This window comes from Paenibacillus sp. FSL M7-0896 (assembly GCF_037975415.1).
GTDB lineage: Bacteria > Bacillota > Bacilli > Paenibacillales > Paenibacillaceae > Paenibacillus_AQ > Paenibacillus_AQ silagei.
This window is the reverse complement of record NZ_CP150250.1, coordinates 3,831,335-3,843,965: the sequence shown is the minus strand read 5'-3', so window position 1 is coordinate 3,843,965 and position 12,631 is coordinate 3,831,335. Positions and strand designations below refer to the sequence as shown.

Here is a 12,631-nt window from a genome sequence, read left to right as displayed (position 1 = left end):
TTGAAAAGGAGTACATACAGATGAGAGATGATCTTTGCCGGATCGGCATTATTGATATTGGTTCCAACTCTATACGACTTGTAATTTATGACACGACGCAGGCAGGCGGCTACAAAATCATCAAGGAATGTAAGTACTCTGCCCGTTTGAGCGAGAAGATTACGAAGGAGGGCAGGCTGGAGAAGAAGGATATGGATACGATCATACCTGTTCTTCAGCAGTTCAAGGAGATTTGTGATGATTTTGAAGTAGAGAGAATCCGCGCAGGCGCCACCGCCGCCATTCGAAATGCAGCGAACTCAGCGGAGATCATCAGCTATCTGTCAGAGGCTTCGTCGATTCCGATTGAGGTGGTCAGCGGATATCAGGAGGCGTATTTCGGCTTCCTTGGGGTGATTAATGCTTTTGACGTCCAGGATGGCTTCGTGATTGATATCGGCGGGGGCAGTACCGAGGTTACCTTATTCCGCGGACGGCGTTATCAGCAGAGTATCTCGTTCCCGTTCGGTGCGGTCAACACCAATCAGATGTTCAGCCAGGGCGGCAACTGGAATGCGGATCAGCTCCGCAAGCTGCAATTATACGTAACCGGCAGGCTGGTGGAGCATGACTGGCTATCGACGGGCACAGGACTTCCGCTATACGGGCTGGGAGGAACGCTTCGCTCACTGGCTAAGCTCGATCAGAGAAACCGCGATTATTCGCTGCCTAATTCCCATGGTTACGTACTGGAGAACGAGACGATCGAACGGTTCATGGAGGTTCTGCCCGCTACCCCGTTTGAGAAGCGCAAGGATCTGGACGGGCTGTCCAAAAGCCGGGCAGATATCATCGTGTCCGGGCTGATTATTTTCCATACCGTCTATCATTACATTGGAGCCAGCCGGGCGCTGATCAGCGGCGAAGGCCTGCGTGAGGGCATGCTGCATGATCTGCTGGAGCCGGAGCAGCCGGTGCGTGACAGCGCGCTGGAGTACAGTCTGGATACGATTATCCGCTTCGATATCCGTACCTCCAAGCGGCATCTCGACCATATCAACAAGCTGGCGCTGAGCCTGCTGGGGGCCTTTGATCGGGAAGGGGACCGGGAGGAGCAGGAGATGCTGGTCTATGTGGCGATTATGCTGCACCGGACAGGCTCCAACATTAACTATTATCAATCCAAGCGGCACACTCACTACTGGCTGATGAATTCACCCATCCGGGGACTGACGCACCGCCAGCTGATTCTTAGCGCGTACATCGCTTCCTACAGCACAAAAAGCCGGAAGCAGAAACTGTCCCTGATGCATAAGGACATTTTGCTGCCTTCCGACGAGGAATGGATTCATAAGCTGGGTACATTAGTGCAGTTAAGCATTGCGCTGGACAGCACCGAGATCGGCATTGTCAGCGGGCTGAAGTCCCGTCTGCATAATCATACGCTGGATCTGGAGCTTCAGGGCGGACAAGTGCTTATCGGCCTGGAGGACATTGAGAATGCACTCAAAGCCTTCAGGAATGCTTGGTCGGTGAAGGTAAAGCTCGGCTTCCCTTCCAGCGGGTAACATCCATAGCGGCGAACTGGCTCCGGAGCGGGGCCTTTTTGTCGTCGATCCGTTCATAGTATCCGTTGGGCTGAAGGAAGCTGGATTTGACATTGTCCATCAGCGACAGCTCCAGAATCTTGACAATCTGCCCCCGGATACTGCTATCCTTCACCGGACACATCAGCTCGATCCGCCGGGTCAGGTTGCGTGTCATCCAGTCGGCACTGGACAGGTAGACCTCGGGATCGCCGCCATTCTCGAAGTAATAGATGCGTGAATGCTCCAGGAAGCGGTCCACAATGCTGCGTACCGTAATGCGCTCACTGAGGCCTTCAATTCCCGGACGCAGACAGCAGACTCCCCGGACGATCAGGTCGATAGACACTCCCGCCTGGGCCGCGCTGTACAGATAATCAATAACCTCCTGGTTCGACAGAGAGTTCATCTTGGCGATAATCCGTGCAGGCCGGCCTGCGGCGGCATGCTCCGCCTCACGCAGAATCAGCTTCTGGAGCGATAGACTCATATTGGTCGGTGCTACGATGAAGGAGTTCCAGTTGTAGTTGGCGGAGTAGCCTGTCATTTGATTGAACAGCTCTGACGCATCCAGGCCAATCTCATGATTGGCGGTGAACAGGCTAAGGTCGGTATAGGCCTTGGCCGTGCTGTCATTGTAGTTGCCTGTCCCCACGTGAACATATCGGCGCAGCTCTGAGCCTTCCTGACGGACGATCAGCGTCACCTTGGCATGGGTCTTGAGGCCGACGAGACCGTAGACCACGTGGCAGCCGGACTGCTCCAGCTTACGCGCCCAGGCGATGTTGCGTTCCTCATCGAAGCGGGCCTTCAGCTCCACGACCACCGTAACCTGCTTGCCGGATTCGGCTGCGTTGGCGAGGGCAGTAATCAGCGGAGAATTGCCGCTGACCCGGTACAGCGTCATTTTGATCGCCATCACTTGCTCATCCTCGGAGGCTTGGATAATGAAATCCGTCATCGCATCGAAGGATTCGTACGGATGATAGACCAACACATCACGGGTGCTCAGCACCTCGAAGAAATCCTCATTCTCCTCGAATTCTGCCGGATACATCGGCTCGACAGGCGGGTTGAGCAGATAGCTGAAGCCCTTCAGACTGCTGGTGAAGCTGCGCAGGAAGCCGAGATCAAGCGGACCTTCAATTTCGAAAAGGAAGTCCTCCAGCTCGAATTCAGCCTGAAGCTGCTCCAGTGCATAGGGATGGATGCCTTTCTGGACCTCCAGACGGGCAGGCACACCACGGCGGCGTTTGCGGAGCTCCTTCTCAATCTCCTCCAGCAGATCCTCCGCACCTTCTTCATCTATCGTCAGGTCGGAGTTGCGGGTCAGGCGGAATTCGCTGACAGCTACCGGATCATAACCGCTGAATAAGGTCTGAATATGATGGCGGATCACATCTTCAATGAATACGAATTGCCGTTTTTTGCTGTTCGAGCGGTGAGGCAAGGGAATGCAGCGCGGCAGATTGGACGGAATCTGCAGAATGGCGAAGTAAGGCTCATCCTCCTGGCTGTCCTTGCGTGTCAGCACGACAGCCAGATAGATGAATTGGCTGTGAACCAGCGGGAACGGACGGCTCTGGTCCACGGCCATCGGAGTCAGCACAGGGAAAATAATATCACGGTAGTATTCCTCAACCGACAGCTCCTGTGCCGGTGTCAAGTCTTCATAATCAACGAACACGATGCCCTCTTTGTGCAGGCTGCGTGAAATATCCTTAAAGGTGCGGTACTGGTCGGCGACGATCTTTGTCACCCGTTTGCTGAGGCGTTTATAGAGGCCGGAGGGCGTGTAGCCGGTAAAATCTTTTTTGGTATATCCCGCCCGGATCTGATCCTGGATGCCCGCTACCCGGACACTGATGAACTCATCCAGGTTACTGGACACAATGGCCAGGAATTTGGCCCGCTCAATCAGCGGATTCTCCGGGTCCTGTGCCTCGCCGAGCACCCGGCGGTTGAACTCGATCCAGCTGAGGTCACGGTTAAGATAGGCTGTTGCAGGACTGATATTGTTGATTTTTTTCTCATCTGTATTCACGTTCATGGACCCTCCAAGTTGCTTCAATGTCTAGTTAAGATATCGTATTCTTTCATTCTACTATTTGCTTAAGCGAGAAATGTTAAAACTGTGTAAAATTTTTGCGAATATTCAGGAAACATGGCATAATTCTGCAGAGTCTCTTCATAATGATTAAGAATATGTAATATTTACATCCTTGATAACGCTCTATTAGGGCTAATTATTTCCAATATCCACAAAAACATAGCCAATGGTTACAAAGTTGTGATATATTCATTACTGTTAGTTTACAAACTGCGCGTCACCATTGAAGGAGGCAATTCATGAAACTCAAGATCAGAGCCATCACCGCCCTGGCGGCCGTACTGGGACTCGGCACCTTGCTTCACGCAGCTCCCGTTCAAGCCGACAGCGTACATATCGCTGGAGAGACTACAACCTATTATACTCTATCCAATCATTATGGCATAAGTGTAGAAGAGCTTATGAATGCGAACCCGCAGATTTCAGCGCTAAATATTTATCCCGGGCTGAAATTCACCATTCCGGGTGATGTTCAAGCCAAGACTGTGGCAGCAGCCAATACTGCAGCAGCTTCAGTAGAAGCTGTGGACGCTGCAGAAGTTCAAGCCTTTAGTGTGCAGCCGGCAACCAACACTGTTCAAGCCTGGGGCAAAGAATTTAATTATGCCAAAGTGCTGCAGGTCAAGGCTTCCGCCTATTCCTCAGCAGCCAGCGAGAATGGCAAGTGGGGCGCAGTCGATTATTTCGGCAATACGCTGAAGCTCGGAACCATCGCCGTTGACCCGAGCGTGATTCCGCTGGGAACGAAGGTGCTCGTAACCGGGTATACCCATCCGGGCCTTCCGAAGCAAGCTTTCGTAGCTACAGCCACGGATATGGGGAGCGCGATCAAGGGCAACCGGATCGATATCTTTATTCCGGGCAGCCAGAGCTTTGTAGCCGATTTCGGTTATCAGTATGTACATTTATATATTATTGAATAAACCGATAATGATAAGTTGCACCACTACAAGTATAATAGGTATTAATGAAAAGGAAACAAAACCAGGCAGCTTCGCCGGTTTTGTTTCCTTTTTTGTTCCCCTGCTTATCAAGCGGTTATTTGCTTTTGCTGACCTGGAGCATCTGGGGAACGGTTACGAAGCTGTATCCGCGCTGGCGCAGATTGCTGATAATCTCGGGCAAGGCCTGCAATGTTCCCTGAAGATTACTGCCCCTGCCGCCGCCCCCGTGCTGTAGGATGATGGCCCCTCTGCCGGCCCGGGAGAGGATGTTATGTTTGACCTGATTTTTGGATAGTCCTCTCCAGTCGAGCGAGTCGACGTTCCAGTTCACCAGCTTATAGCCATGTGCTTTCGCCCATTTAAGCTGCGGCTCGTTGATGTCTCCATACGGCGGGCGGATCAGCTTTGGCTTGTATCCGGCCAGCAGCTGCAGAATATTCTCCGTCCGGATAATCTGGATGCGGAAGGCATTCAGACTCAGCTTGCTGAACTGGGGGTGATTATAGGAGTGATTGCCGATAGCATGGCCTTCGCGGATCATCCGGGCTACCAGGGCGGGATGCTTCTCCGCACGGCTGCCGACCACGAAAAATGTAGCTTTGACTTTATATTTGCGCAGCACATCCAGGAGCTGCGGGGTGAAGCGCGGATCAGGCACATCATCGAAGGTGAGAGCAATCATTTTGCGGCGGGGACCCTGGGTCTTGAGGGTCTCCGGGTATTTGCGCAGCAACTGGCTGAGGGAGAGGCCTTTGCTTTTTTTATGGCGCCTTACTGAAGATTGGGAAGCCGCTGATCCTGCCGGTACCGCCGTTTCCTCTTCAATAGAAGCTTGTGGCCGGGAAGATGGCAGGATCTCTTGTGCTGGCACTGGCGCAGGACTATCTGCCGCTGCAGCAGAGACAGACACAAGCTCCGCAGCCGGTGCAGGAGCAGACAGGGCCAGGGCAATGACGGTTATGAGCAGCACAATGCGGCGAAATATTACCAGTTTCATCGGAATGATGCCTCCTCCAACCACGGGTCCGGTTATTTTAGAATATAAGGGTTGTTATTTCCAAGCAGCCGTGAAATTATGCCGTACAGGCAGCAGAGCATTCAAAGATTTATCACATCCGCAAATCGTTGTATACTGAAATGGATCATAGATACGGGAAGGATGGAGACAAGAATGACCGATTTGTTCACACCTTATGAACTGAAGGCTCTGACCCTGAAGAACCGCGTGGTCATGCCTCCAATGTGCCAGTATGCGGTTGAGAAGCAGGACGGTATTCCGACGGATTGGCATCATGTGCATTATGTCAGCCGGGCTGTCGGCGGGAGCGGCTTCATTATTGTAGAGATGAGCGGAGTTCACCCCGATGGACGGATCACGAACCGGGACACCGGGATCTGGGAGGACGGACAGATTCCGGCGTTCAAGCGTCTGACGGCTGCCGTTCATGCCCATGGTGCTAAGGTTGCCATCCAGCTCGGCCATGCCGGCCGCAAGGCCGTCGATGCCGCTCCGCCGGTTGCACCTTCGGCAATCCCGTTTGATGATACCTATGCTATGCCCAAGGCGCTTAGCCTTGAAGAGATTGCGGAGCTGATTATCGCCTTCCGGGAAGCGGCGCGGCGCGCGGTTGAAGCGGGATTCGATACCGTTGAGCTGCATGGAGCCCATGGATACCTCATTCACCAGTTCCATTCCCCGCTCTCCAATGTCCGGGATGATGAGTATGGCCAAGACCCCATCCTGTTCGGTGAACAGGTGGTAGAGGCGGTGCGTGAGGTACTGCCGGCTGAGATGCCGCTAATCATGCGGGTGTCCGCCAAGGAATACGTCGAGGGCGGTTATGATGAAGCTTATGCGCTGGAATTCTGCCGCCGCTACAAGGATGCGGGCGTAGACCTGTTCCATGTATCCTCGGGCGGAGAAGGGCCGATTGGCTCGAATGGAGGCCCTAATGCGGGGCCGGCTTACCAGGTGGGGCTTGCCGAATACATACGCAGCGGATTACAGGTTCCTGTTATCGCTGTAGGGCGTCTGGAGTCATATGCAGAAGCGCAGGCAGTGATTACGGAGGCGAAGGCAGAGCTGGTGGCTGTAGGCAGAGGCATGCTCAGCGATCCGTATTGGGTACATCATGCTGCTGAGGCGCTGGGCGGAATTGATCCGTCCGAGCTGCCCGCACCTTATGTGCGCGGAATCTGGAACAAGAAATAGAGGGCATCATTTGTGAATAATGTCACAGATTTTAAGTTCCTTCTCAGGCATGGTTAATAAGATTAAATTTGAAGGAGCTTGATAACGTGGCGACGGTGATTAGTAATGAGCGGCTGGCTGAAGGAGTGTACCACCTGGTAGTTGAAGGAGGAAACAGCGGGGAGATGGGTCAGTTCTACATGCTGCGGGCATGGGGAGCCTATCCGCTGCTGTCCAGACCGCTTAGCATACATCAGGTGAATGATAACGGTGTTGAATTCTTATATCACGTAGTGGGTGAAGGGACAGAGATCCTTGCCGGACTGAATCCGGGCGATCCGCTGGAGCTGGAGGGACCGTTCGGCACAGGCTTCCCGCAGGTGGAAGGCAGGGTAGCTTTAGTGGGCGGGGGGATCGGAATTGCTCCGCTTTATTATTGTGCGCAGAAGCTTCCAGAGAGCGATATCTATCTCGGCTTCAGCCGCGAGCCGTTCCGTACAGAAGCCTTCCGTCCTCTGGCTGCTGAGCTGACCGTCGATGTAGGCGGACTGATTCTGGACAGCGTGGATTTCTCGGCGTATGACCATATCTTTGTCTGCGGCCCGCATCCGATGCTGAAGGCTGCACAGCTCAAGGGCAGCACTCTAGATCCTGCGGGTAAGCGCCCTGACGTCTATCTGTCACTGGAGAACCGGATGGCCTGCGGCATCGGCGCTTGTCTGGTCTGCAGCGTCTCCTGCAAGGACGGGCAACGCAAAGCCTGCGCAGACGGTCCTGTCTTCCTGGCTGAGGAGGTATTGTTCCATGATTAATACAACTGCAACGATTGCCGGTGTGTCCTTCAAGAACCCGATTGTAATGGCTTCGGGTACCTTCGGCTTCGGCCGTGAGTATGGCCGGTTATATGATGTGTCCCTGCTTGGCGGAATCTCCGGCAAGGGGCTTACGCTTCATGCCAAAGCCGGTAATCCCGGAATCCGCGTCTATGAGACCCCTTCCGGGATGCTGAACAGCGTAGGGCTTGAGAATCCGGGAGTAGAGGCCTTTCTGGCCAAAGAGCTGCCGTATTGGGAGACGCTGGATACCGCACGTATCGTGAATCTGGGCGGTAACACGCTGGCGGATTACGTGCTGGGTGCTGAGCTGATCCAGCGGGATGCGGATGCCCGTCTTCTGGCCGGGACGCAGGCCGTGGATATGATTGAGCTGAATATCTCCTGCCCGAACGTGAAGGAGGGCGGAATTGCTTTTGGCGTGAAGACTCCGGCAGCGCAGGAAGTGGTTCGTGCGGTACGGGCGGCTACAAGTCTGCCGCTGGCCGTGAAGCTGTCGCCCAATGCCGAGGATATTGCGGAGATGGCTTTGATGTGTGAAGCAGAGGGGGCGGACGCCGTCTCTCTGATTAACACGATCTCCGGGATGAAGATCGACGTCCGCCGCCGCCGCAGTGTGTTTAATAACCTCTATGCGGGACTATCCGGACCAGCGGTTAAGCCGGTGGCTCTGCGTATGGTGCATCAGGTAGCCCGCCGGGTAACCATTCCGGTAATCGGAATGGGCGGCATCACTTCAGCCACGGATATTATTGAATTTATTATGGCGGGAGCGACTGTAATACAGGTTGGAACCTACAATTTCATGAATTTGCGGGCGGGCAGCACACTTGTAGAAGAATTGCAGCAGTTTATGAAGGAAGAGAATATTTCCTCACTGGATGAGATCCGTGGTATTGTATAGGCAGCAAGACGGTTTGCAATGATCTTTTTGCCGCAGAATGAGAGATCTCTACAGCCTATGGTTAATATAAAGGGAGGGGAGTTCTGCTTGACAACGAATCTGGTGCATCCTGACGATATTGTGCTGTCCGAGACCGAGGTGGGCCGTGATCTGCTGCTGCTGATTACCGGGGGAGTGCGCCATATCGGTGCAGCAAGCACGGCGTACATGGACGGAGAATTCGCACGGGTGATGACCTCTGCCGTTCCCCATCATAAGGAGCATACGATCAGTGAAGCCATTGCGCTGAAGGCTGCTGCCGCATTGAACCGGACAGTCACAGTTGTGATGGGCATCCACTATGACGATCTGAGCAAAGAGGGCATCCTTGCGGTCGTAAATATTGTGAATGATAAGGTGGAGCAATATTTAGTACAGAAGGCCGGAACAAATTTTTGAAACGATCCCCATCTCCCTGCGTAAAAGATACCATTGAACAACTAACTTTTATTTTGGAGGAATGAACGATGTCTATATTCAAAAGATTGCGTGATCTGACCATGTCCAATGTGAATGCGATTATCGATAAAGCTGAAGATCCGGTTAAAATGACCGACCAGTACATTCGTGACATGACGGAGGATCTGGAGGATGCTGAGAAAGCGGTAGCTGCCCAGATCGCTATTGAGAAGAAATTCAAACAGTTGTACGAAGAGCAGGAAGCGCTCGTGAACAAGCGTAATCAACAAGCTCATGCAGCCGCTCAAGCCGGTAACGCCGATCTGGCCCGCCGTGCTCTTGAAGAGAAGAAATCGGCAGAAGCCAAGCTTGTAGAGTACAAGGCCAGCTTCGACCAGAACAAGGCTTCCGCCGACAACCTGCGCGGCAAGCTTGATGAAATGCGCAAACAGCTTACCCAGATGAAGAACAAGCGGGAGACACTCGTTGCCCGTTACAACGCTGCGAAGGCACAGACCGAAATCAACAAAGCGATGAGCGGCTTCAGCTCCGACTCTGCTTCTGCCGGACTCAAACGGATGGAAGACAAAATGCTGCAGGCCGAAGCACAGGCAGAAGCCAGCAACGAGATGAGCTCGGGCAACAAGTCGCTCGATGATGAGTTCGAGAAGCTGGGCAAAGACCAGGCGGTTGAAGATGAGCTGGCTGCGCTGATGAAGCAATACGAGAAACAATAACATATTGGCATAAGCCGGACTTTAGGCTGATGGCCACAGGCGAAGGGGAGACAGAACCAGCGGTTTCTCCTTCGCTTTATGTTTGTCTTACCTGTTGTGAAATATGAACAAGCGGGGGCTGGAGTAATGGATTTCGATACCCTGGTGTCCATGGTAGTATGGACGGTCAGCGGCGCAGTACTGCTGTGTGTGCTGATGCTCGTGGATTCGCTGTTTACCCGTTATAATGATATGGAAGAGCTGAAGGCAGGGAATATGGCCGTGACTACCCGGCTGGTGTTGAAGCTGCTGTCACAAGGCTACATTTTATCGGCATCCATTGCTGCGGCGAACCGGCTCGGGACCGCTCTTATCGTCTCGATTGTCTCTTTTATCCTGTTATTCGTGCTGGAGAAGACGGTAGAGCAGCTCCTCAGCCGGTGGGGGAACCTTGAACTGGATCATGGCACTCAGCTTGGCAAGGTCGGCTACGGCCTGATGGCAGGCTCGCTGCATGTGACGGGGGCATTGATTATAGCGGCCTTTATTCGCGGATAAGAAGAAGGATTAGCGTACCAATTGTAGGAGGATGATGGCTTTGGGTCTTTGGAAAAGAATCGGCAATCTGTTCTCGAAGCCGGAGGCGCCTAAAGCGCCCGCAAGCATGCTGACCCTGTCTCCCGGAGATATCTGTGAGGTCTCCCTGGTCACCTATGAAGTGACGGGCCGGACGAAGACGAGCGGCCGTAATGCAGTTGTACTGACGCTGCGTGACGGGAGCCGGATCGCCTATCTGTATATAGAAGAGCGGGAAGAGCTGCAATACAGATTGTATCACCCGATAGACGGGCGTCTGGACAGTCCTTCCGAGGTCCCGGCTACCCTGGAGCTGGATGACCGGACCTTCTATCTGGAGGAAGAATATGAAGGATATGCCGCCGTTACCGGGCAGACGCCTTATATGAACGGCGGGGAGCAGCATGTCTGGCAATACCAGGCGGATGATTCGCGGCTGCTGCGTGTGGAATGGCAGAATGGACGGTTCATGCTCTATGAGGGTGAAAGCGTCCTTTCGGCTGATGTCAGAGTGATCCGCGCGTCTTAAGCTTGAACTGGAGCTGGGCTGCGGCTGGGCTCCTGACTGCGGAATAGAATCGCAATGGAATAAGGGATGCATGCGCTTGTTACAGGCCTGTGCATCCCTTTTCCCATGCCTTCATGTTAGAATAGGGCGTAATTGGTTTAATCAGCAGCAATCTACCGGAGAAGCAGAAGGAGTGAATTCAACAGTGACTAACCGAGAGCATCATAACAAGGAATATAACAAGGAATACAGTAATGATAAATTTCAGCGCGCAGCGCTTCAAGTTGCAGAGGCGCAAGGCAGGCTGAAGCCTTATGCTGCGCTGCTTGCGCCGGAAGCTATACCCCTGCATCTCAGCAGCGGGCGTTATCTGGCTGAGTCTGCCCATGCACCACATCCCTTTCCGGCATTTGACCGCTCCAGTATGGACGGCTTCGCCGTGATTGCGGCAGATACTTTAGCGGCAGGAGACCCTGACACGGTGTGGCTTGAAGTCATCGATGTCATACCCTGCGGCGCATTAGCCTCAAGGGAGATTACGGCTGGCACTGCTGCTCGCATTATGACGGGAGCGCAGATTCCTGGCGGCGCAGACACCGTAATTATGATGGAGGCTACGGAGAGCCGGATAGAGGGCGGAGTCACTTATGTCGGTATCCGCAAGCCGCAAGAGCGGGGTCAGCATATTACCCCTTGCGGTCTGGAGCTTCGTACAGGTGATCCAGTGCTTCCTGAAGGGACTCTAATCGGCGCTGGCGAGATTGCTGTTCTGGCAGCGCTCGGGGTGCCGGACGTTCCTGTCCGCCGCAGACCCAAGGTGGCGGTCTTCGCTACCGGGACTGAGCTGCTGGAGGTGGACGAGCCGTTAGTGCCGGGCAAAATCCGCAACAGCAACTCACCCATGCTGGAGGCGCTAATCCGGGAAGCGGGCGGGGAGCCCGTGATGCTGGGTGCAATCATCGATGATCTGGAGCTGGCCCGCAGTAAGGTGCATATGGCACTGGAGAGCTATGATCTGGTGATTACTACCGGCGGCGTATCTGTCGGGGATTATGATATTATGGGTGATTTGGTCCGTGAGCAGAGCGGAGAGATGCTGTTCAATAAAATAGCCATGCGCCCCGGCAGCGTCACTACGGCAGCCGTTCGCGGCGGGAGCATCCTGCTCGCCTTATCCGGCAATCCGGGCGCCTGCTTCGTAGGATTCCAACTATTTGCCCGTCCGGTCATCGGGCTAATGCAGGGTGCAGCCCAGCCGTATCTGCCAGAGTGGACAGCAGTGCTGGGTCAAGATTATAAGCGGGCCAACAGCTTCACCCGCTATGTCCGCGCCCGCCTGGAGATCCGCGAAGCAGTTCTCTATGTTTATCCAGCCGCCGTGGACGAGTCATCCGTCACAGTTACGATCAAAGACAGCGACTGCCTGATCATCATCCCGCCGGACAGCGGACAATTATCTGCCGGTGACAAAGTAACTGTGCTGAAGCTGCCGGGTGAGATTCGAGGGTGAATTTGAAGCAAAGGATTTGGGGAGTATCAGAGCTTATGAAGTGAGTTCAGTTAGGAGGGAGATGAGGCTATGGATAAGCGGATGGACGAACGGATGGATGGATGGATGAATGGATGGATGACCGGAGGACGTTCGCTTGAGGCGAGCTTTCAGGGATAGATGTATTCAGTACAATTAAAAACAGTAAAAATCAAGGATTTCCTCCTCTAATTGTAGTCTGTACAACTAAATTTGCCCGAATAGACCAGAATCGAGGAATCAGGTTAGTTTAAATGCACGAAATACAACTAAACGGATTATCGGCGGGACATCAGGAGATTTAGTTGTACAAACTGC

At 53.6% G+C, this 12,631-nt stretch carries 12 protein-coding genes; 10 read left to right on the top strand and 2 right to left on the bottom strand.

Annotation, left to right across the window (positions count from 1 at the left end; genetic code table 11):
- Positions 1 to 20 precede the first annotated feature (20 nt).
- Positions 21 to 1,547: a Ppx/GppA phosphatase family protein gene (locus tag MKY12_RS16415; protein ID WP_209873721.1), complete on the top strand. Its 1,527-nt coding sequence runs from the start codon at positions 21 to 23 to the stop codon at positions 1,545 to 1,547.
- On the opposite strand, the gene ppk1 is transcribed toward MKY12_RS16415, so the two are convergent.
- Complete coding sequence (ppk1, locus tag MKY12_RS16410) at positions 1,495 to 3,615, bottom strand: polyphosphate kinase 1 (protein ID WP_339248865.1); 2,121 nt, start codon at positions 3,613 to 3,615, stop codon at positions 1,495 to 1,497. The genes MKY12_RS16415 and ppk1 overlap by 53 nt on opposite strands.
- A gap of 299 nt (positions 3,616 to 3,914) precedes the next feature.
- Between ppk1 and MKY12_RS16405 the strand changes: the two genes are divergently transcribed.
- Positions 3,915 to 4,598, top strand: coding sequence for a 3D domain-containing protein (locus MKY12_RS16405; protein ID WP_209873728.1), 684 nt, complete (start codon positions 3,915 to 3,917; stop codon positions 4,596 to 4,598).
- A 115-nt stretch (positions 4,599 to 4,713) separates the two neighbouring features.
- Here MKY12_RS16405 and MKY12_RS16400 read toward each other — a convergent pair whose 3' ends face one another.
- Positions 4,714 to 5,616: a polysaccharide deacetylase family protein gene (locus tag MKY12_RS16400; RefSeq protein WP_339248863.1), complete on the bottom strand. Its 903-nt coding sequence runs from the start codon at positions 5,614 to 5,616 to the stop codon at positions 4,714 to 4,716.
- Positions 5,617 to 5,790: 174 nt separating this feature from the next.
- Between MKY12_RS16400 and MKY12_RS16395 the strand changes: the two genes are divergently transcribed.
- The 8 genes from MKY12_RS16395 (at position 5,791) to glp (ending at position 12,295) form a co-directional block, all read left to right on the top strand.
- Positions 5,791 to 6,831, top strand: a complete 1,041-nt coding sequence (locus tag MKY12_RS16395; RefSeq protein ID WP_339257513.1) for an NADH:flavin oxidoreductase/NADH oxidase — start codon at positions 5,791 to 5,793, stop codon at positions 6,829 to 6,831.
- Between the two features lie 86 nt (positions 6,832 to 6,917).
- Positions 6,918 to 7,622 (top strand): dihydroorotate dehydrogenase electron transfer subunit, encoded by a 705-nt coding sequence (locus MKY12_RS16390; protein ID WP_339248862.1) that lies wholly within the window; start codon positions 6,918 to 6,920, stop codon positions 7,620 to 7,622.
- Positions 7,615 to 8,547 carry a dihydroorotate dehydrogenase gene (locus MKY12_RS16385; protein WP_339248861.1) on the top strand — a complete coding sequence of 311 codons (933 nt, stop codon included), beginning with the start codon at positions 7,615 to 7,617 and terminating at the stop codon, positions 8,545 to 8,547. Before MKY12_RS16390 ends, MKY12_RS16385 begins: the two co-directional genes overlap by 8 nt.
- Before the next feature lie 87 nt (positions 8,548 to 8,634).
- Positions 8,635 to 8,985, top strand: a complete 351-nt coding sequence (locus MKY12_RS16380) for a hypothetical protein (protein WP_339248860.1) — start codon at positions 8,635 to 8,637, stop codon at positions 8,983 to 8,985.
- Between the two features lie 68 nt (positions 8,986 to 9,053).
- Positions 9,054 to 9,722 carry a PspA/IM30 family protein gene (locus tag MKY12_RS16375; protein WP_036695416.1) on the top strand — a complete coding sequence of 223 codons (669 nt, stop codon included), beginning with the start codon at positions 9,054 to 9,056 and terminating at the stop codon, positions 9,720 to 9,722.
- A gap of 126 nt (positions 9,723 to 9,848) precedes the next feature.
- Positions 9,849 to 10,259, top strand: coding sequence for a DUF350 domain-containing protein (locus MKY12_RS16370; RefSeq protein ID WP_036726501.1), 411 nt, complete (start codon positions 9,849 to 9,851; stop codon positions 10,257 to 10,259).
- A gap of 40 nt (positions 10,260 to 10,299) precedes the next feature.
- Complete coding sequence (locus MKY12_RS16365; protein ID WP_036726503.1) at positions 10,300 to 10,806, top strand: DUF4178 domain-containing protein; 507 nt, start codon at positions 10,300 to 10,302, stop codon at positions 10,804 to 10,806.
- A 184-nt stretch (positions 10,807 to 10,990) separates the two neighbouring features.
- A complete protein-coding gene (gene glp / locus MKY12_RS16360) occupies positions 10,991 to 12,295 on the top strand; it encodes a gephyrin-like molybdotransferase Glp (protein ID WP_339248859.1) in 1,305 nt (434 codons plus the stop codon).
- Positions 12,296 to 12,631 lie beyond the last annotated feature (336 nt).